The organism is Fructobacillus sp. ChS1-6f1-1-27 (assembly GCF_059579415.1).
Window position 1 is genome coordinate 15147 of record NZ_JCAOER010000009.1, and the last position, 21142, is coordinate 36288.

Genomic DNA, 21142 nt, shown 5'->3' on the forward strand with positions numbered 1-21142 from the left:
GACATATAATAACAATCATATTTATTTTATCTTGTTTTAAACATAAAAAAAGCCGCTTTCGCGACTTTTCCCTTTTAAACATTTTCTGGGGCGTAGTTTTTCAAAACACCATTGACGAACTGGGCGTCTTCAGCACTAGCAAATTCCTTGGCTAGTTCGACGGCTTCATCAACAACCACCTTATAAGGGGTTGGTTCTGGCAATTGCAACTCATAAATTGCAATTCGCAAAACAACTAAGTCCAACCGGGCAATCCGGTCAACCTTCCACCCTAAGGCTAAGTGCTGGCTAATATCAGCATCCAAGTCAGCCTTCTTCGCCAACACACCGTTGACTAACTGAGGCAAAAAGGCTTGGAACTCTTGGTCTTCTAAGACCAAGTCATAAAGCAGGTCCATCTCGGCTTCAGCTGGTGCTTGCTTGACACAAGCAAATAAAATTTGTAGAGCAGCCCGGCGCTCTTCATGTCGTGATAATTGGGTCATTTGCTGGGCTCCTTTGTAAAGTCCTGGTCAAATAAGTGGTTCGGGTCCAAGACATCGCTATCTTTTTCAGCAACCAAGCCGGAAATTGTAACGTTGACTGCCCCAACCATTAAGCCAGTTAGGTTCGTCACGTTTTGTTTGATGGATTGTTGGATGGCAAAGGCCACCTTTGGCACCACCACACCATAAGTCAAAATCACAGAGACGTCAAAGTTCAAAACTTTGCCATCCTGATGCATCACCACTCCCCTAGTCTTTGGTGACAAAGACTTGGGAAAGTGTTCGTAAACTTTCGTATGCATGGCTTTTACGCCTTTAACTTCTTTGGTAGCGGCCTGGGCGATTAATTCGACGGCATCCTTTGCCACCATGGTTTGGCCTTTTTCTTCTTGGTTAGCTTCATCGGCTGCCAGTAAGAAATTTGCCTGTGCAAGCGTTGCTTGTTTTGTCATGGTTTACCTCCAAAAAAATCCCAAACTTGGTACTAAAAACGCAAAAGACTGCTTTTATCAAATGAAAGCAGCCTCGTAAAGCTTAGGCCCGACCTTTGTATGACCCATCTTCAGTATTAACAATAATTGTTTCGCCTTCGTTAACGAAATCAGGGACCGTAATGGTTGCCCCAGTTTCAACAGTCGCAGGCTTACCAGAACCAGTAGCAGTTGCGCCCTTGATTCCTGGTTGCGTTTCGATAACCTTCAATGAAACAGAAGAAGGCAATTCAGCACCCAAGACTTCTGAGCCATACATGGTAATCTTAACTTCCATACCTTCAAGCATGTACTTCAAGGCTTCTTGCAAGTTGTCATCTGAAATGTTGATTTGTTCGTAGGTTTCAGTATCCATGAACACCCGACCATCATTTTCAGCATATAAGTAAGACATTGGGCGAGTTGAAATCTCAGCCTGTTCAAACTTATCTCCAGGACGGAAAGTTACTTCGTTAACGGCACCAGTCCGCAAGTTCTTCAACTTAGAACGGACAAAGGCCGCTCCCTTACCAGGCTTTACGTGTTGGAATTCAATAACACGCCAAATTGAGTTTGAGTATTCAATCGTCAAACCTGTTTTCAAATCATTCATGCCAATTGCCATGAGTATATCCCTCGTTCATTTAGTAATTACTTGTTAGTATACCAAAATTTCCGCCTACTTTCACGCCTGCTTTTTAAAAAGCGGTAAAATCGGTTAATTCCGCTAAGAAAACCAGGCAAGTCCACCCTAGCTGTGCTAAAATAGAAGATAAGGTTTTCGTTCATGATTAATAAAAATTAAATTTGGAGGCAAAAATCATGGTTTACAAGGTTTACTATCAAACCACTAAGAACCGCAATCCAAAGCGGGAAACAACTCAGGCCCTTTACTTAGAGGCCGACTCAAAGGCAGCTGCATTGGCAGTTGTCCAAGAAAAGACAACTTTTAACATCGAAGATGTTGCTGAATTATCCGATGCTGCCCTGGTGTACGAACAGGCTAACCCGGACTTTGAATTAACCACTTTCTAATATGTCAAAAGTTGATATTAAGCCAAACGAAGTCGGCGTTTACGCGCTTGGTGGACTTGGTGAAATTGGAAAGAATACTTATGGAATCGAATACCAAGACGAAATCATTGTCGTGGATGCTGGAATTAAGTTTCCAGAAGATTCCCTATTAGGGATTGACTACGTCATCCCCGACTACTCGTACTTAGTCGAAAACGCTGACCGCATCAAGGCGCTTGTAATCACCCACGGACACGAAGACCACATTGGGGCGATCGCATACTTCTTGCAGGCAGTCAACGTTCCAGTTTACGCCGGCCCACTTGCAATGGCTTTGATCCGCAATAAGTTGGAAGAAAAGCAGCTCTTAAACCGGGCTGAATTGCATGAAATTACGGATGGTTCCACCATTCAATTTGACCAAATGTCAGTTGAATTCGTTCGAACTACCCACTCAATCCCCGATGTCTTTGCCGTTGCTGTGAAAACACCAGTCGGTACCATCGTGGAAACTGGGGACTTCAAGTTTGACTTGACCCCGACAACCAAGCAAAAGCCAAACCTTTGGTCAATGGCCCGCTTGGGACACGAAGGTGTCTTACTCTTAATGTCTGATTCAACCAACGCTGAACGGCCCGAATGGACCAAGTCAGAAGCTTGGGTGGAAAAGACCGTTAATAAGCTCTTCAACCAGTTGAAGCATGGTCGGATTATCTTTGCCACCTTCGCCTCGAACATGAACCGAATCAAGATGGCAACGGATGCCGCTATCAAACACGGTCGTAAGATTGTTGTCTTCGGTCGGTCAATGGAGTCTGCCATGGAAAATGGCCGGGCCCTTGGTTACTTGGACATCCCAGACGACGCTTTGATTGAGCAATCACAAATCAAAAACATCCCCGATGACGAATTGTTGATTCTTTCAACTGGTTCTCAAGGGGAATCAATGGCCGCCCTTGCTCGGATTGCCAATGGCACTCACAAGCAAGTTAAGTTGAAGCCAAACGATAATGTCATTTTCTCTTCTTCGCCAATTCCTGGTAACACGGGTTCTGTGAACGCCGTGATTAACAAGTTGGAAGAAGGCGGTGCCAACGTCATCCACGGTAAGCTAAACAACATTCACACTTCTGGTCACGGTGGCCAAGAAGAACAAAAGTTGATGATTTCACTGATGAAGCCGGAATACTTTATGCCGGTCCACGGTGAATACCGGATGTTAAAGGTTCACGCTGGTTTGGCTGAAGAATTAGACGTGCCAAAGGACCACACCTTTATCCTAGAAAACGGTGACGTCTTAGCCCTTGATGGGGTGAACCCACCTCGGGCTGCTGGTCACTTCCCTGCCGAAGATACTTACATCGACGGTTCTGGAATTGGTGACATTGGTTCAGTCGTCTTGCACGACCGCTTGAAGCTTTCACAAGACGGCTTAGTAATTGTGACTGCTACCATCGACTTGAAGAAGAAAGAAATTCTTTCAGGCCCTGATATCTTATCTCGTGGATTCGTTTATATGCGTGAATCCGGAGATTTGATTAACGATGGCCGTCACGTTATCTTCAACACCATCCGCAAGGCAATGGCCCAAAAGGGTGCTTCAGAGTCCGATATCCGTCAAGCGATTATCGATGACTTATCGAAGTACTTGCATAAGGAAACTGCCCGCAAGCCAATGATCTTGCCAATGTTGATTATGATTTAAAATAAATACTGAAAACGTTCCTAAAAAATTGCTTTTGGGGGCGTTTTTTTCAGCTTAAATTTGTTATTATAGTATTAACGTTAATGTTTTGTTTAATTTGATTTAGAAATTCAATAAAATATCCGTTATTAGCCAGGATAAGGAGTACTACCGATGACAGACCGCAAGATTCCCGCCATTATGGGAACGCAACACCCAGATAACGCCAACGCCCCTTTCTGGGACAAAAACCAACAACCATTTATTTCAGCTTACCGGGAAACCGATGAAGCCTACCATAACTATAAGGTTTTGGATGTTGACGAATACATGTGGGACTGGGAAGGTAAACACGCCGACGCAGCCGTCATCGACCGGCTCTTTTCGACCCGCTATGACTACTTTAAAGACCACCAACTTGGTCGTGACAAATTCTTGACCTTCCGTTTTCCAAATATTTGGGAAGAAAAAGGTTATAACTTGATGCAGGCCATGACTGCCTTTTTGAGTTCTGAAGATTTTGCTAATGACTTAGGCTTTGACCAACGGCCCCTATTTGAAGCCATCTTACCAATGGCCCAACGGGCCGACCAAATCTTAGAGATGCAGCTCTTGTTTGAAAAGCTAGCCCAATTCAAGGATGCTACTTTTACGCCTGAAGAAGACAACAAAGCCTACATCGAAATGATTCCCCTCTTTGAGGAGTTTGAAACCCAATACCACGCTCCTGAAATTTTGAAGGAGTACTTGGACTTGCACGAAAAGCACTTTGGCTTTCGTCCAAAGCACCTCCGGGTCTTCTTGGCTGGTTCTGATTCTGCTTTGTCAGCCGGCTTCTTATCATCCATCATCGGTAACAAATTAGCCCTAGCCCGCTTACATGAATTCGCCGAAGAAGAAGAAATTAAAATTTACCCAATTTCTGGAACAGGGTCAGCTATTTTCCGTGGTGGCCTTTCTCCTAAACGAGTGAAGCGTTACGTGAAGGAATTCCCTGGAATCCGGACTGCTACCATCCAATCAGCTTTCCGCTATGACTTCCCAATTGAAGAAAGCAAACAAGCAATTGCCTTCTTGAAGGAAGAGCTGCCAAAGGCCAAGCCAATTTCGATTGCGGCTGCGGATGAAGAAGTCCTATCAACAATTGCCCAGCGGGCAGCCAAGTTCTACCAAGACACCCTGGAGCAAATCGTTCCAGACGTCCAACCAATCTTTAAGGCCTTTCCAAAGCGCCGTGACCGTCGCCAACACGTTGGTGTCCTCGGTTACTCACGGTCAGTCGATAATGTCGAACTTCCCCGGGCAATTAACTTTACCGGTGCCTTTTATTCAATCGGTGTCCCACCAGAATTAATTGGCTTTGGTCGGGCTTTGAACAGCTTATCTGACCATGAACGGGCTGTTTTGGACCAATACTACCCAAGTATGCAGGCCGACTTTGAAGAAATCTTCCACTATATTAACCTCGACGCCTTGGCCATCTTAAAGACTGAAAGTCCTGCCTGGGCCGAAATCGAAGAAGATATTAACTTACTCAAGGACGCCTTTAATTTGAAGGTTGGTCCAACTACTTTGGCCGAAGAACAGCACGCCGAAATCGCCCTGCAGGTTGTTGAATTCAAGTCTGGAGCCCCAGTTGCCATCACCGCCTTGATTAACAACATGGCCCAATTGCGGCACTTCTTGGGTTAATTTACCAAGCAAAAACCAGTCAAATGGCCGGTTTTCTGCTATAATGGATTATTAAGTAAGTTCTTACTGATTGTCCAACCATCAGCATGCTTCCTAGCATGCTTTTTTTATCCACTAAAGTAGAAAATTATGATTCAAGCACACTATATTATTGATACAACCGTTGTAAGAGACAAAGATCGCAAGCTTTTAGACCAGCTTGAGGGTCAATTAAACCACTCAGACTCGGCCCTATCCTTTCAAAAAAATAATGGTCATAACTCGATTACTGCATTAGCCAAGCGAGTTGCCCGGTCAATGGACCTTGAAAACCCTCAACCGATCGTAATTGTTGGTAACAAGTCTTCTTTGAACGAAGCTGTTGCTGGTTTTTTGAACCTAAATGAAGACTACCGCTGGCCAATCCTATTAGCTAACTGGCCAGAAAAAGGCGTTGATTTAAACGCTTTAACCAACCAAATCAACCGGTCTTTGGCGGTCAATGAAGTTGCTAACCACCAACTGGGCGTCATCGAGGGGCAGGTCCCTCAAACTGGTCGCCAATACTTCTTTGACACCGTTCAAGTCGGTCCTGACTTTTCAGCCATCATGCCAGATGACAAGCGGGTTCGCTTGCGCCATGCCTACCACCAACTTCGCGACTTTTTGTCACTATCATCGGCTAATACCAATGGTTTGACTTACTCTTGGACGCTCCGCTTTGGTTCAACTTACCAACGCTATGCTCAAACAATGGCCTTGCAATTAACTTTGAACCAAGAAGACGACGGCACAACCTTACGGATTTTAAACCAGTTGCCTGTCTTTCGTCTCTGGAAGTCCTATAAAAACAACAAAAAGGGCATTGAAAATCCCGGGCGCCAAGGCTTTACCACGATTGAATTGCCCGATTCAGCCAACTTTCACATTGCTGACATTCAAACCGTCAAGACAGATGGCCGGCAATTGAAAAACGGGGCTTACTCTTTTACTTTAAAGAGGACAACTTACCCGTTAATTGAAAATCAGGATTAAAAAAGACTAGGACTCACTGCTTTTGCAGTTTGTCCTAGTCTTTTTAATTAATTTGTTTTAAAGGGCAGCCTTAATCTTTTTCACCTGGTCCAACTTTTCCCAAGGAAGGTCTAAGTCTGGACGACCAAAGTGACCGTAGGCAGCTGTTTGCTGGTAGATTGGCCGGCGAAGGTTTAGGTTGTTAATAATTGACAAGGGGCGGAAGTCGAATAAGTCGGCAACGATTGCTTCAATCTTGCTTTCATCCACCTTAGCAGTGCCAAAGGTATCAATTGTCAGTGAGACCGGCTTGGCAACGCCAATGGCGTAAGCCACTTGGAGTTCAACTTTGTCAGCAACACCAGCCGCTACTAAGTTCTTAGCGACGTAACGGGCGTAGTAAGCAGCAGACCGGTCGACCTTAGTAGCATCCTTACCAGAGAAGGCCCCACCACCGTGGTGGGCAGCCCCACCGTAGGTATCGACAATAATCTTGCGACCAGTCAAACCAGAGTCAGCTTGAGGGCCACCCAAGACAAAGCGACCAGATGGGTTGATATAGTAGTGGGTTTCTTCGTCCACTAGGTTGGCTGGCAAAACCTGGTCAATGACTAACTTTTTAATGTCAGCCCGCAAAGTTTCCAAACTAACGTCTTCATTGTGCTGAGTCGATAAAACCACGGCTGAAATCCGGTTGACCGTCCCATCATCGGCTAATTCCAAAGTCACTTCACCCTTAGCATCTGGCCGGAGGTAGTCGACTTCTTTGGCCTCACGAATGTCCTTGATCTTACGCATCAATTGATGAGAAAGATCCAAGGCTAGTGGTAAGTAGTCAGCCGTTTCGTTAGTGGCATAGCCAAAGACCATTCCCTGGTCCCCTGCCCCTAGTTGGTCAGGGTCATCATCGGCGGCATCAACGGCCTGGGCGATATCTGGTGACTGTTCAACAATTTTGTTCGAAACATTAATGGAATCAGCCGAGAACCCGTATTCCGGTTGGTCGTAACCAATTTCTTTAATCGTATCAACGGCGATTTGGCGGACATTCACATAAGCCGTGGTTGATAGTTCACCAAAGATGGAAACATCCCCCGTTGAGGTCGTGACTTCAATGGCAGCGCGAGCATTGGGGTCTTCTGCCAAAACGGCATCCAAGATGGCATCAGCAATCTGGTCGGCAACCTTGTCGGGGTGGCCATTGGCAACGGATTCAGCGGTAAAGTACTTTGTCATTTCTTTTCTCCTTTTGATCTTCAACTAACAATCTAGGGGCAAAAGAAAAGCGCTTTCGACAACCAAAAGCGCTTTGCAAGTTGCCTATCTTACAGAATTACCACCGTGCTAATGCCGGTTGGTGCAGGTTCACCGTGCTGTATCACTTCCCTGCTCTTGATAGTTATGTAATTTATATTTTATATTCTACATGCTAAAATAAAAAATAGCAATTAACTTTTTTTTGAGGTGCCTAATGACAAGAGAAAATAATAACCAAGAAGATGACTGGCAACAAAACTCGCCCAACTTCGACCACCTAAACGGTGAAACAAAACAAAAAACCGCCGAATTCTTTTCGAGGTCGGCTAGGCGGAAAGAAGAAGCTGGCCAGGGTGACTCCGTTGCTAGCTTTGAAAGAAGGCGGTCTGAAAGAGCCGTCCACCAGGCTAGCACCTTACCAGCGCCCCACCCCTACACAGCACCATTCTTTACGATTGGCCTACTGATTACCTGGTGGCAGCAACCAATCTTCTACGCTTCTGTCTTAGACAGTCTCTTAACTTGGCAATTCTGGGCCCTAGTGATTTATTCAGTCATTACTGCCTACGTCATTGGGCAGCTGGTCAAAAACCGGTTCAAGCAAGCTGGTCCGAAAACAACGCTCTTTCTGGTCTTGTCAGTCGTGGTCGTCTTAACCTCACAATTACGGACCCGGTTTGAAATCATTGCACTATTGGCCCTACTAACCTTTTTCCTCTTCGCCCTACCAATTCGAGCCTTTCAACTGGAAAATGGCTTTGGGATTGCAGGAATCGGTATCCTAGTCCCATTGACGGTCCCAGTTGCAATTAACTTTTTAACAAGTAATTACGTACCAACCTCCTTCTTAGCCCAGTCAGCAACCTTAATCTGTGGAACAGCCTTTTACTTTACCCCACTCTTCTTACCAACGGCCAAGGGCCGACAGCTTAGCTTACTGACGAGCTTATTATTCCTAATCGCCCTTGTGATTGGCCATGGTTTTGGCCTGTTGACCTTAATTGCCATCGCTTTCGCCCTCCTGTCATTTTTCCTAACCTTTATCCGGCCAATGACTTACACTTGGCAACCAATTATCGCCATCATTGGTATTATGGTGACAACCTTGATGTTCTACCATTAAGATTAACTAATCATTTCAAATCAAAAATCCCGGTTGAAATAAATTCAACCGGGATTTTTATTTGCCAGTAATAATTTACTGAAGCATGGTGATTGTATAAGACTTTTCACCAGACTTCCGGGTCAAGATTGCTTGGACGTCACTAGCCGTTTTAACCGTGATAGTAACCGGTGCAGACGATGGTAGGTACTTTACCGCAGAAGTGGAAATATAGTCTGTAAAGGCCTCTAATTCAGTTTCAGAGTAAAACTGAGTGGTGACCGTCACGTTTTCAGAAGACAACTTACTGTTGTCATACTTTGCAGTGGCAGTTGCACCAGCAATATTAGGGAAAAAGCCAGAAATATCGTTCTTAAAGTTGTTAAAGCCAGTATTTTCATCACTAGCAACGGCAACCGTTGACCCACTTTGTTCAGGCAAGACAACCGATTGTTCGCTAATTGATGACCATGAGCCGATGTTGGTCCCAGACTTTGACGTTGCTTGTGAATAAAAGGAACCTGGTGCCAAAGAATCCTGCTTGGCCGTGGCATACATGGCCAAGACAATTGGGATGTTTTTGCCAACACCCGTTTGTTCACGGATTGTCTTAATCAACTTTGGTGCAATCTTTTGACCATAGGCAATCCGGTCAGCGTCAGAAATTGACTGGTAGAAGGTCGTTCCATACTGTTCCTTCTGGTAGGCATCCTGGGTATTCATCGCTACCCCGACAACCATACCGGACAACTTCAAGTTGTTGCCGTCTTTGGTCATGAAGTCTTGTTCAGTCAAAGTTTGAACATAGATTGGGTTACGACTACTGTCCGTCTTCCCGTTATCCTTGGGGTTCAAACCAGTCGTATCAGAGTCTGTCTGCCGGGCCAACAACGCGTTAACCGTATCGGCACTCAAATACTGACCCTCTTGGAAGATATACCGACCAGTCTTAAAGTGAGTCTTAGAAAGTGACAGCAAAGATGATTCAAAATCCTTGGTATCCAGAGCGTTGTTCAAAGACGTGGCCGTAATTCCGCGAGCAGCTGAAACCAAGTACTGCCCGTTTTTAATAACCGTTTGGTAGTTGCCAGATGAGTTTTGGGTCAACTGGATACCCTTTGACTTGGAGACCGTTGTGGTCGACTGCGTAATATTAATAAAGAAAAAGGCCAGGCCTAAAATCAAAACCACAGCCACTCCAATTAGGAGGTAGCCTCTTTTTGTAATCCGTTTTAACATCATTTATCCTCTTTGATTCCAGTAGGAAGTCCCACTAAAATGACGGCCTTCGGTCGCCCTTATTCCGCTTCATTTGCCTGTGCGGATAAGAATTCTTGCTCGTTCCAGACAGTCACACCAAGGTCTTCAGCCTTCTGTAGCTTCGACCCGGCATCAGCTCCGGCAATCACCAGGTCAGTCTTTTTTGAAACCGAACCAGCAACGTTGGCGCCGTGTGCTTCTAGCCAATTGGCAACTTCACTGCGAGCACTCATCTCTAGTTTACCAGTCAAAACAACCTTTTTGCCATAGAAAAATGAATTTTCATCAACTGGGCCATTCTCAGACCGGTATTCCAAATTAACCCCCGCATTGGCCAACTCAGCAAGCAAGGCCTGTGATTGGGGTTCATCAAAGTATTTTACCACAGAATCGGCAATTGCTTGGCCAATGCCCTCAATTGCCGCAATTTTGTCAGTCTCGGCAACTGCCAAAGCATTCAGCGTCTTAAATTCTGACAAGATTGACTTGGCTGCTTTCGCACCGACTAGGCGGATTCCCAGACCAAAGAGCAAGCGGTCAGCTGAGTTCTCTTTCGAGGTCTGGATTGCTTGAACGAGGTTTTGTGCCGACTTTTCCTTGAACTTATCCAAGCCTAAGAGTTTGTCTTCAGTCAATGAATAGATGGAAGCGACATCAGTAATCATCTTCTTATCTAAGAGTTGGGTCACAATCTTAGGGCCCAAGCCGATAATGTTCATGGCATTTCGTGAGGCAAAGTGCGTTAAGCCTTCTTGAATTTGAGCAGGACAGGCTGGGTTAATGCAGCGAAGAGCTGCTTCACCTTCAACTCGGACCAAGTCAGACCCACAGTCCGGACAAGTTGTCGGAACCGAGTACTTTTCCGCCCCAGCTGGGCGTTTGGCCAAAATCACCTGACCAACTTCTGGAATAATATCACCAGCCTTGTGCAAAGTGACGGTATCACCCAAACGAATGTCTTTATCTTCCAGGTAGTCTTGGTTATGAAGCGACGCCTTTTGAACAGTAGTCCCAGCCAATTGGACAGGGTCCATCACGGCCGTTGGCGTTACTACCCCAGTCCGACCAACCGTCCAGGTAATGTCACGGACGACCGTTTCTTCTTCTTCCGGTGGGAACTTGTAGGCAATCGACCAACGAGGGACCTTCACCGTATTACCAAGGTCGATTTGCGAATCAACGTCATCAACCTTAACAACCACCCCATCAATTCCGTAAGGTAAGCCATCGCGGACCTCGGTGTACTTTTGGATGTAGCCATCAATTTCGGCCATCTTGCCAATTACCAAATTATCCTTGTTGGTTGGCAAGCCAAGTTCGGCAAAGCGGGTCAAGATATCAGACTGCTTGGTTACCCCAAGACGGTCGGATTCAGCCGTGTAGTAGATGAAGGCTGACAACTGCCGCTTCTCGGTTTCTTCCGCATCGAGTTGTCGAAGGGACCCCGCAGCAGCATTTCGAGGGTTAGCAAAGGGGTCCAGCCCCTCTAATTCACGGTCTTCGTTTAATTTGGCAAAGGAGGCCTTTGGCATATAAATTTCACCGCGGACTTCAATTGTTAGCGGCTCATTTAACTGCTGGGGCACGTCTTTAATCGTCAAGACGTTATTAGTCACGTCTTCACCGATTGACCCGTTTCCCCGAGTTGAAGCCTGGACCAGCTTTCCTTCTTCGTACTTCAAGGAAACTGCCAAACCATCAATCTTTAATTCCAAGTTATACGAAGGCTGGGCTCCCAAGTCTTTGACAACCCGGTTTTCCCAATCTTGCAACTCTTCTAAGGAAAAAACATCCCCCAAAGAAAGCATTGGCACTGGGTGTTGGACCTTTGGCAAATCAGACTTGGTCTGTGCCCCACCAACATTTTGGGTTGGCGAATCCGGTGTGACAAACTGAGGGAAGGCAGCTTCTAAAGCGACCAGCTGAGCATACTTGGCATCGTAGACGTGGTCTTCAACCTTGGGTGCATCGTTTTCGTAGTAGGCAATCCCATAATCGGTCAGCTCCTCTTGGAGGTTTTTAATGGTGACCCGTGCTTGACTCGTTGGAATATTGGTATTAATTTCGTCAGCCATAAAAATCCTTTCTACTCGTACACTGCATCTAAAACTTATGTAATGAAGGAGCAGACGGTCATCCGCCCGCTCCCCGACTTCTTCTTATTAATCAACTTTTTGAATTGGAGCAAAGGCCGCCAAAAGCTGCTTAATCCCGTCTTCTGGGAAGGCAACCTTCAATTCCTGGTCAGCCTGGTCACCGGTCACAGCAACAACCGTTCCGATCCCCCACTTCTTGTGAGAAACCTTGTCACCGGCCTGCCACAAGACACCTTCAGCGCCAGTCGTTTGGGCCGTCTTCTTGGTAACAGGGGTCGCTGTCTTCGGTGCACCGTTATAAGTGCCACTCGTTGCCCGCAAGAACTTCGATGACAGGCCAGCTTGGACGGATGAACCAGCTGGGTATGCCTGGTCCAACAAGTCTGCTGAAATTTCATCGATAAAGCGGGATGGCTGGTTAGCCTGGGTCTTCCCGTATAACAGCCGTGAAAAGGCGTTGGTCAAATACAGCTTCTTTTCGGCCCGGGTGATCCCAACATAGGCCAACCGCCGTTCTTCTTCCAGTAAGTCTTCATCTTGGGCAGACCGGCCCAGTGGGAAAAGGCCTTCTTCCAAACCAATCAAGAAGACTACCGGGAATTCCAGTCCCTTGGCAGCGTGGAGGGTCATCAAGGTCACCTGACCACTGTCTTCTTCGACATTGTCCAAGTCGGCCATCAAGGCCGTTGAACCCAGGAAGTCGGTCAATGGGTTGGTTGAATCTTCTGCCTGTGGGTCGTATTTATCATCAAATTCCTTAGTAACTGACAGGAATTCGTCCAGGTTTTCCAACCGAGATTGGGACTCAGGGTCCGACTTATCTTGCAATTCTTTCCGGTAACCCGACTGGTCTAAGACTAAGTCAGTCAATTCTGAAACGTTTAAGAACTCGGCTTGCTGGGTAAAGTTATGCATCATTTCAGCAAAGGCTAACAACTTGGTTGCAGCGGCCGGACGGATATCGGTGGCTAGTTCGACCTGGTCGATGGCTGCTAACATTGGCATATCCATCCGAGTTGCAAAGGCAAAGAGCCGGTCGACCGTTGATTGGCCAATCGCCCGCTTAGGCGTGTTAATAATCCGTTCCAAAGCAGCGTTATCAGCCGGGTTAGCGACCAATGACAAGTAAGCCATCACGTCCAAGATTTCCTTGCGGTCGTAGAACTTGTGGCCACCAACAATCGTATAAGGAATATTGGCCTTCACCAAGGATTCTTCCATCGCCCGGGATTGGGCGTTGGTCCGGTACAAGATGGCAAAGTCTGACAAGGACTGTTTCTTTTCCCGCTGGCCTTTTTGGATTTGGCCTAAGACATAGTAAGCTTCGTCTTGGGCTGATTGAGCCCGGTAATAGGTAATCTTATCGCCGGCCCCGTTTTCGGTCCACAACTTCTTGGGCACCCGTTCGTTGTTGTGGTTAATCACATCGTTGGCGGCATCCAAGATTGACTGGGTTGACCGGTAGTTTTGTTCCAAGAAGACGGACTTGGCTTCAGGCCAATCATTTTCAAAGTTCAAAATATTTTGCATGTTGGCACCCCGCCAGCCATAAATCGACTGGTCAGCATCCCCAACAACGGCTAAGTTCTTCGAACCTTGAGCCAACATGTTGACAATCTTGTACTGGGCATCGTTGGTATCCTGGTACTCATCAACGTGGAGGTAGCGGAACTGAGTCTGGTACCGCTCCAAAACATCTGGCGCCTTTTCAAAGAGTTCAATCGTCAACATGATCAAGTCATCGAAGTCAACTGACTGGGCCTGGCGCAAAGCCTTTTGGTAAGAAAAGTAAACTTCCCCAACCCGTTCTTCGTAAAAGTTGGCAGCCTTTTCCTGGTAGTCTTTAGCCGTGACCAGGTCATTTTTCGCATTTGAAATCGTACCAAGGATGGTCCGAGGGTCATACTGGTTCGAATCCAAGTTCAAATCATTAATCACCCGCTTGACCAAGGTCTTCTGGGCAGAACTATCTAAAATCGTAAAGTTTTTCCCCAGGCCAATTTGCTCGCCGTCCCGGCGTAAAATCCGGACAGCCAAGGCGTGAAAGGTTGATACCCAGATTGACTGAGCAACTGATTCATCAACTAAGGCCCCAATTCGTTCCCGCATTTCGCGGGCAGCCTTGTTCGTAAAAGTAATCGCCAAAATTCGCCAAGGAGCGACATCTAAATCTTGGATCAAGTGCGCCACCCGGTGAGTCAAAACCCGGGTCTTCCCTGACCCGGCCCCAGCCATAATTAAAAGCGGTCCCTCCGTAGTGGCAACCGCTTCGGCCTGCTTGCTATTCATCCCTTTAGTTAGTGCTTCAAGAGTCATTTTGCCATCCTAAATCGTTTTTTCTAGTACTTCTATTTTACCATATCTTCTGCTGATTTCCGGTGGTGAAAACCGGTAAAATTCATGTTTACTTTTTCACCCTTTAAGGGTATCTTGGCAGTATAGAAAGGTACTTTTATGACTGCTAGCAAGGCTCTTCCAATCACCCTCGGGACCAAGGCTCTTTGGCCTGGCAAATACAAAATCGACACCAACCAGCTCTTTTCCCCACACCTTTTAATTGTTGGGCAAACCGGGACTGGTAAGTCGACCACCATCCGACAAATTAGCCGGGAATTACTTTCAAACAAATTAGGACAAATTGTCTTTGACCCCACTGGTGAGTTCTTCAAAAAAGAAGGGGCCAAAGTTGAATACATCTTGGGTAAAAACGTCTTCTTTGACTTAACCAAGTTAGACGCTAACAGTCTGCTAACCGCTTTAAACCTAACCTGGTCAGAAACACTGGTCAAACGGTTAATCAAAGCTCAAACTGCCTTACGGATTAGTTTCTATGTCAAAAAAGCTCCTCACCAAGTCTTACTGGAAGAAAACTTAACCGGCCAAGAATTCCAAACATTAAAGGCCAAGTTGTTCCCTGGCCAAACCGACTACGACCTCGACCTGTTAGTCGACCAATTAAAGCTGGTCATTCAAACCCACCAGGCCCAGCTCGATGAAGAAGAACAAGCTGAAGTCCAAGAAGCCATCCAAGACCTAGCTGATGCTCTATCAGCTCCTCAGCTGCGGGCCTTATTGCCAAATACCGGCTCGGCTGTTGCTAGCAGGCTTGGCCAACCACAGACCAAGTATGACTTGACCTATCTATTGCACCTAGCTGCAGCAAAGGCTAAATTTGGTAACCGGATCAGTATTAATTTGGCTAAACTAAAGGACCTTGGTCACCTGCAAGCTGCCATCATGTCGGCTGCCTGGCAAGACCTGCTAACCTTCCAAACAAAACAAGAACAGAAAGTTCCGGTCTATCTCTTAATTGATGAGGGCCACCGGTTCGTCTTAGGTGATGATGACCGGCAAAACGGCTTAGCCCAGGTCTTGCGAGAAGGTCGAAAGGAAGGCTTGTTAGTTGCCTTTGCTAGTCAGTCCCCACTCGACCTACCAGAATCCCTGACCGGCCAATTTTCCGCCATCATCACCCACCGCTTAGTTAATCCAACCGAGTGGCGGCACCTGCCTTTGATTTGGCCAACCAGTCGAATCCGCCACCAATTGGGTCAGTTGCCGGCTGGTCAAGCCCTGGTCAAAACCATTCAAACCAAGGTTAAACGAGTCAAGGTTCATGACCAATAATGAATACACCAAGTAAGATAGTCACCCAATTTGAAGGTGGCTTTTTTAGACTAATCAGCGATGTTATATTCGTTAATAAAAATTAATGACGGTGTTATCGCAAAAAGCCTTTGGCCATGATAACCTCTTTCTAGAACTTTTTAAAAGATAGAAAAGAGGAGTATGAAATGAAGGAAAAAACAAAATTTATCTGGATGGTTATGATTACAGTTGGCTTTTTGACAGCCATTCAAAACCTATCAAACGCTTACCTTCCAAATCATTCTGACCTGATTGTCTTGTGCACAGGTCTGATTGTTGCACTTATAACGACCATCTATACCCGTCAAAAAGGCAAAGCGACAATTATTAATCGATATATCATCGGTTTTAGTCTATACTATTCACTATTCGCCCTTATCAACCTGCTGTCACAGAAGTTTGTTCCTAGTCACTCCTCCTTAGTGACGTTTATCGTAGAAACTATTATCTTTTTAGTTGCATTGGTCTATGCTTTCTGGTGGATGAAAAATCAGAAGAATTAGCCGTTTAAAATGAATATTTGATATAAAGCAAAACGGCCTATCGTCAGATAGGTCGTTTTTATCTTTAATCCGTGCCCGCCAAATCAAAGCGTTGCAAGTACCACTTTTCAATCACGGTAATAATCTTAGTAGCGTAATCAGGATCAGTTGCATAGCCATCTTTGACTAAGGCCTGAGCGGCCTGTTTGTAGTTCTTGGCTGCGAGCACGTCTTGGTATTGGTTGGCATTCCACTGAGTTCCGTTCGCCAATAACTGGGAATGAGCCTTCATGGATTGCTGCCAAGTTGAATAGCTGGCAAACTTCTGGTTAACCGTCATCCAAGACCCGTTTTCATATTCCTTGGTTGGCACGATTACCCCAGCCTCCGTGCTGCTAGCCTTGATCCCATATAAGTTATGCTGGTCTTTGGCCAATGAGGACTGGTTCCAGTCTGATTCCAGAATCGCCTGAGCCACTGAAATCGAGGCCAAAACACGGTATTGGCTCTGCATCTTTTGAGCATAAGTTGCCCAAACACGGATTTGCTCTTCCTTAGCCGTCTTCTCTCGCTTGACTTCTTCGTGGTGAACAACTGTTTTAGTCCCAGCCACCGCTGCGGTAATCAGAATGGCTAAAAACACCACCACCGTCAAATAATAAACCCGGCGTTCATGTTTATTTTTCGGCAAAGAAAACCATTTTTTCCGCCGTCTTGTCCGTCTCTTCTTTTTCTTGGCCATCTTACTTCCTATAACGTTAAATATTCTATTTTAGTATACAGTTTGGTTGATAAGAATGCCAAATAAAAAGAGTTATGCCCAATGCATAACTCTAAAATTTATTCTTACAATTCCTTCAACTTGCCACGGAAGCCTTCGATGCTGATATAGCCCTTGTCAGCCATGATGTCAGCTAATTCCTGGGCCAGGCGGTCATAGATTCCAAGGCCTTCTTTCATCACCTGAGTTCCAACTGAAACCAGGTCAGCCCCACACAGCAAGTGGGCAAAGACATCGGCCCCGGTCGTCACCCCACCGGTTCCAATGATCTTAATCGAAGCATTCAAGCGTTGGCGCAAAGCTCGGACGTTGGCCAAGGCAGTTGGTAAAACCATTGCGCCCCCAACACCACCAAAGCCACCCTTGGCCTTGGTCACGACTTGTTCCTTGTCGATATCGACCCAGAGACCGTTTCCAACTGAGTTGATTGTGTTGACGTGGGTCAAGGGGTACTTGTTCAAGACATTTGCAATTTGGTCAAAGTGAACCAAGTCAAAGTATGGTGGCAACTTCACGCCCAAAGGCTTCTTAAAGAAAGTGAAGATTTCTGCCAAAACCTTATCGGTAGCGGCAAAGTCATAGGCCAACTGTGGTTCGCCGACAATATTTGGACAAGACAGGTTTAATTCCGTTGGTCCTTGGTAATCAGATTCTTGAACTTCCTTTAACAACTTAATCGCATCAGCGGCTGACAAAGCAGCAACTGACAGAATCACTGGCTTGGACTGGTCTTGTTGGACGTAGTCCAAGTAGAAGTCATAGCCCAAATTTGGCAAGCCCATCGAATTAATCGAACCGTTGGGCAAGTCATAGTAGCGCGGATTTTCATTTCCAGGCCGGGGCAACAGGGTCGCCGACTTGGTCACAATCCCACCTAAGTTTGAAGTTTGGTCCAAGTCCGCCAGTTCCTCTTTGGTTTGGCAGTGAATGCCAGAGGCGTTTAATAGCGGTGTCTTAAAAGTCTGGTTAGCAAAGGTTGCTTGTAAGTTAACAGTCATCATTATTCTCCCAATGGTGTAACGGTGTGGTCGTTATTATGGTCAGCTAAAACAGTCAAGTAGGCCGCTAGAGTATCCAAGGCGGTCAAAACCGGCACTTCGTTTTCAATCGCTGCCGCCCGGACTGGACTTTCTGCTGACAAAGCCTGGTCGGCCTGGTCAATAGTATTAACCATCAACTGCAGGTCGCCATCAAACATTGCCTTTTTCAAGTCGGCTGGGGTGGTTGTGACCGTCAGGCCATTTTCTTGGTAAAAGTCTGCTTGACCGGCTGGAATAGCTAAGGTAAAGCCAAGGTCAGCCAACTTTTTAGCCATTGGCAAGCCTTCTTCTTGGTCCGCTGCTGCCAAATCAAACAAGGCTCTTCCTTCTGACAGCTTCGGCACCCCGGCCCCGGCCATTGCCCGGGTCAAAGCATCTGCATAGGTCTTAGCAGAACCCATTACTTCACCCGTTGACTTCATTTCTGGGCCAACCGTTGAGTTCAAGCCGGCCAGCTTGTTGAAGGAGAAGACTGGGGCCTTGACATGAACCGTCTCTGGTTCTGGGACCAGACCAGCTGGCAACCCTTGGTCGGCCAAAGTTTGCCCAAGCATAACCTTGGTAGCAACCTGGGCCATTGGCACATCGGTTACCTTTGACAAAAACGGCACCGTTCGTGACGCCCGTGGGTTGACTTCAATTACATAGGCGACTTCGTCATGGATGACAAATTGGATGTTCATTAGGCCAATCACATGCAATTCCTTAGCCAAGGCCATCGCTGCGGCCACAATTTGGTCTTTCACCTTTTGTGACATCTTTTGGGTTGGATAAACCGCATAAGAGTCACCTGAGTGGACCCCGGACCGTTCGATGTGTTCCATTACACCAGGGATAACCACGTCTTGGCCATCTGAAATAATATCGACTTCGGCTTCTTGGCCGGTCAAGTAATCATCAATCAAAACCGGGTGGTCATTTGAAACCTTGACCGCCTTTTGCATGTAGGCCTCCATGTCGGCGTCAGAGTCAATAATTGCCATGGCCCGACCACCGATAACATAAGATGGGCGGATCAAAACTGGGTAACCAAGGTCATTAGCAGCCTTCAAGGCCCCTTCCTTGGTCGTGGCTGTTTCACCCTTTGGCTTTGGCAAGGCGAGTTTTTCAATCACCTTGGCAAATTCATCCCGGTCCTCACCACGGTCCAAGTCGGCTACGGTCGTTCCCAGAATCTTCACGCCAGCCTGTTCCAAGTCGGCTGCTAGGTTAATGGCTGTTTGGCCGCCAAACTGGACAACAACGCCAACCGGTTGTTCCAATTCGACGACGTTCAAGACGTCTTCTAAAGTCAATGGTTCAAAGTACAACTTGTCAGAGATGGCAAAGTCAGTTGAGACCGTTTCAGGGTTCGAATTTTGGATAATGGCTTCATAGCCAGCGGCCTGGATCGCCTTAACAGCATGGACCGTGGCATAGTCGAATTCGACTCCTTGGCCAATCCGGATTGGCCCTGAACCAAGGACCAAAACAGAAGGCTGCTTGGTCACGATTGACTCGTTTTCATCTTCATAAGTGCCGTAATAATATGGGGTCTTTGATTCAAATTCCCCGGCAACTGTGTCAACCATCTTAAAGGTTGGCTTAAGGTCATTTTCCAGGCGGAAGGCCCGGAAGTCGCTGGCCGATTCACCCTTGTTGCGCAAGGCTGCTAACCAGTCGTCTGAGAAGCCAAGTTGCTTTGCTTGGTGTAAAGTTTCAAGGTCATCTGGCTGAGCTGAAACGGTCTGTTCAACTTCCACAATGTGCAAAATCTTATCCAAGAAGAACAAGTCCATCTTGGTAATGTCATGGATTTGTTCAATAGTGACGCCACGGTGCAAGAGTTCGGCAATTACAAAGATCCGGTCGTCTTTAGCGGGCATCAACTGGTCGAGGAGGTCTTTTGTTGCAACCCCGTCATAGTGGCCAGCCCGCAAGTCCTTCAAGTCGACTTCTAGTGACCGAACGGCTTTGAGCAAAGATTCTTCCAAGGTCCGACCGATGGCCATCACTTCGCCGGTGGCCTTCATTTGCGTGCCTAAGACCCGGTCGGCAGCGGTAAACTTGTCGAATGGGAAGCGTGGGATTTTCGTCACCACATAGTCCAAGGCTGGTTCAAAGGCCGCCCAAGTGGTCTGCGTCACTGGGTTTTTAATTTCGTTCAAATTCAAGCCAACCGCAATCTTAGCGGCCATCTTGGCAATTGGGTAACCCGTTGCCTTGGAAGCTAAGGCTGATGACCGGGAAACCCGGGGGTTAACTTCAATGATGTAGTACTGGAAGGACTTAGGGTCCAAGGCCATTTGGATGTTAACGCCGCCCTCAATCTTCAAAGCCCGGATAATCTTCAAGGCCGAGTCCCGCATCATTTGGTAGTCGCGGTCAGACAAAGTTTGCGTTGGGGAAACAACGATTGAATCCCCAGTGTGAATGCCAACCGGGTCGATGTTTTCCATTCCCGCCACAATCAAGGCGTTGTCGGCGGCATCCCGCATGACTTCAAACTCGATTTCCTTGTAGCCGGCAATTGATTTTTCAATCAAAACTTGGGTAACTGGCGACAGTTCCAAACCGTGGTCGGCAATCAATTCGAGTTCTTCTTCGTTGTTGGCAAAGCCCCCACCGGTTCCACCTAGAGTATAAGCTGGGCGGACAACCACTGGGTAGCCGATTTCTGTGGCAAAGTCCTTGGCTTCTTGGACTGTTGTGGCAATGTCAGACTCAGGAACTGGCTCGTTTAATTCGGCCATTAAGTCCTTAAACAATTCCCGGTCTTCGGCCTGTTCGATCGCCTGGAGCTTGGTTCCCAGCAATTCGATGCCGAGTTCTTGCAAAATTCCGTGGTCAGCCAAGTCCTTGGCCATGTTCAACCCAGTTTGCCCACCCAAAGTTGGTAAAATGGCATCAGGCTTTTCTTGGTACAAAACCTCTTTGACAAAGTCTAAGGTGATTGGTTCCACATAGACCTTATCAGCGATTTCCTGGTCAGTCATAATCGTGGCCGGGTTAGAATTAATCAAGACAACCTGGTAGCCTTCTTCTTTCAAAGACAGGCAGGCCTGTGACCCGGAGTAGTCAAATTCAGCAGCCTGGCCAATTACAATTGGGCCAGATCCGATAACCAAGATTTTTTTGATGTCATTGCGCTTTGGCATG

Annotated in this window: 17 protein-coding genes and 1 riboswitch; of the genes, 7 read left to right on the forward strand and 10 right to left on the reverse strand. The window is 46.7% G+C overall.

All coding sequences use genetic code 11. The features are described from left to right. Window positions 1-74: 74 nt before the first annotated feature. From nusB to efp, 3 genes are all read right to left on the reverse strand, one after another. On the reverse strand, window positions 75-485 hold the full coding sequence (nusB, locus tag AC5162_RS05085; protein ID WP_496534176.1) for a transcription antitermination factor NusB: 411 nt from the start codon (window positions 483-485) through the stop codon (window positions 75-77). After that, a complete protein-coding gene (locus AC5162_RS05090) occupies window positions 482-937 on the reverse strand; it encodes an Asp23/Gls24 family envelope stress response protein (protein WP_496534177.1) in 456 nt (151 codons plus the stop codon). The genes nusB and AC5162_RS05090 overlap by 4 nt, the downstream gene beginning before the upstream one ends. An 82-nt stretch (window positions 938-1019) precedes the next feature. After that, window positions 1020-1580, reverse strand: a complete 561-nt coding sequence (efp, locus tag AC5162_RS05095; RefSeq protein WP_496534178.1) for an elongation factor P — start codon at window positions 1578-1580, stop codon at window positions 1020-1022. Between the two features lie 197 nt (window positions 1581-1777). On the opposite strand from efp, the gene AC5162_RS05100 reads away from it, so the two are divergent. The 4 genes from AC5162_RS05100 (at window position 1778) to AC5162_RS05115 (ending at window position 6359) form a co-directional block, all read left to right on the forward strand. Further along, the gene (locus tag AC5162_RS05100; RefSeq protein ID WP_496534179.1) at window positions 1778-1990 is read left to right on the forward strand and encodes a DNA-dependent RNA polymerase subunit epsilon; all 213 of its coding nucleotides are present in this window, start codon (window positions 1778-1780) and stop codon (window positions 1988-1990) included. A 1-nt stretch (window position 1991) separates the two neighbouring features. Continuing rightward, window positions 1992-3674: a ribonuclease J1 gene (gene rnjA, locus AC5162_RS05105; protein WP_496534180.1), complete on the forward strand. Its 1683-nt coding sequence runs from the start codon at window positions 1992-1994 to the stop codon at window positions 3672-3674. A 153-nt stretch (window positions 3675-3827) separates the two neighbouring features. Next, window positions 3828-5345 carry a phosphoenolpyruvate carboxylase gene (gene ppcA / locus AC5162_RS05110; RefSeq protein ID WP_496534181.1) on the forward strand — a complete coding sequence of 506 codons (1518 nt, stop codon included), beginning with the start codon at window positions 3828-3830 and terminating at the stop codon, window positions 5343-5345. 129 nt (window positions 5346-5474) lie between these two features. Continuing rightward, on the forward strand, window positions 5475-6359 hold the full coding sequence (locus AC5162_RS05115; RefSeq protein WP_496534182.1) for a hypothetical protein: 885 nt from the start codon (window positions 5475-5477) through the stop codon (window positions 6357-6359). A gap of 57 nt (window positions 6360-6416) precedes the next feature. On the opposite strand, the gene metK is transcribed toward AC5162_RS05115, so the two are convergent. After that, window positions 6417-7574, reverse strand: a complete 1158-nt coding sequence (metK, locus tag AC5162_RS05120) for a methionine adenosyltransferase (RefSeq protein ID WP_496534183.1) — start codon at window positions 7572-7574, stop codon at window positions 6417-6419. Window positions 7575-7655: 81 nt separating this feature from the next. Continuing rightward, window positions 7656-7740, reverse strand: a riboswitch (SAM riboswitch). A gap of 69 nt (window positions 7741-7809) precedes the next feature. Here metK and AC5162_RS05125 point away from each other — a divergent pair. Next, window positions 7810-8718: a hypothetical protein gene (locus AC5162_RS05125; RefSeq protein ID WP_496534184.1), complete on the forward strand. Its 909-nt coding sequence runs from the start codon at window positions 7810-7812 to the stop codon at window positions 8716-8718. A gap of 75 nt (window positions 8719-8793) precedes the next feature. On the opposite strand, the gene AC5162_RS05130 is transcribed toward AC5162_RS05125, so the two are convergent. The 3 genes from AC5162_RS05130 to pcrA all read right to left on the reverse strand — a co-directional run bounded on the left by AC5162_RS05130 (window position 8794) and on the right by pcrA (window position 14369). After that, window positions 8794-9936 carry a CamS family sex pheromone protein gene (locus AC5162_RS05130; RefSeq protein WP_496534209.1) on the reverse strand — a complete coding sequence of 381 codons (1143 nt, stop codon included), beginning with the start codon at window positions 9934-9936 and terminating at the stop codon, window positions 8794-8796. 59 nt (window positions 9937-9995) lie between these two features. After that, window positions 9996-12032, reverse strand: coding sequence for an NAD-dependent DNA ligase LigA (gene ligA, locus AC5162_RS05135; RefSeq protein ID WP_496534185.1), 2037 nt, complete (start codon window positions 12030-12032; stop codon window positions 9996-9998). Window positions 12033-12119: 87 nt separating this feature from the next. Continuing rightward, a complete protein-coding gene (gene pcrA / locus AC5162_RS05140; RefSeq protein WP_496534186.1) occupies window positions 12120-14369 on the reverse strand; it encodes a DNA helicase PcrA in 2250 nt (749 codons plus the stop codon). Window positions 14370-14507: 138 nt separating this feature from the next. Here pcrA and AC5162_RS05145 point away from each other — a divergent pair, with 138 nt between their 5' ends. Together AC5162_RS05145 and AC5162_RS05150 are read left to right on the forward strand one after the other, a co-directional pair. Further along, window positions 14508-15680 (forward strand): ATP-binding protein, encoded by a 1173-nt coding sequence (locus AC5162_RS05145; protein WP_496534187.1) that lies wholly within the window; start codon window positions 14508-14510, stop codon window positions 15678-15680. A 167-nt stretch (window positions 15681-15847) separates the two neighbouring features. Beyond that, a complete protein-coding gene (locus tag AC5162_RS05150; protein ID WP_496534188.1) occupies window positions 15848-16204 on the forward strand; it encodes a hypothetical protein in 357 nt (118 codons plus the stop codon). Window positions 16205-16268: 64 nt separating this feature from the next. On the opposite strand, the gene AC5162_RS05155 is transcribed toward AC5162_RS05150, so the two are convergent. The 3 genes from AC5162_RS05155 to carB all read right to left on the reverse strand — a co-directional run bounded on the left by AC5162_RS05155 (window position 16269) and on the right by carB (window position 21141). Then, window positions 16269-16925 carry a glycoside hydrolase family 73 protein gene (locus AC5162_RS05155; protein ID WP_496534189.1) on the reverse strand — a complete coding sequence of 219 codons (657 nt, stop codon included), beginning with the start codon at window positions 16923-16925 and terminating at the stop codon, window positions 16269-16271. A gap of 104 nt (window positions 16926-17029) precedes the next feature. After that, on the reverse strand, window positions 17030-17965 hold the full coding sequence (locus AC5162_RS05160; protein ID WP_496534190.1) for a dihydroorotate oxidase: 936 nt from the start codon (window positions 17963-17965) through the stop codon (window positions 17030-17032). Then, window positions 17965-21141 carry a carbamoyl-phosphate synthase large subunit gene (gene carB / locus AC5162_RS05165; RefSeq protein ID WP_496534191.1) on the reverse strand — a complete coding sequence of 1059 codons (3177 nt, stop codon included), beginning with the start codon at window positions 21139-21141 and terminating at the stop codon, window positions 17965-17967. The genes AC5162_RS05160 and carB overlap by 1 nt, the downstream gene beginning before the upstream one ends. Window position 21142 lies beyond the last annotated feature (1 nt).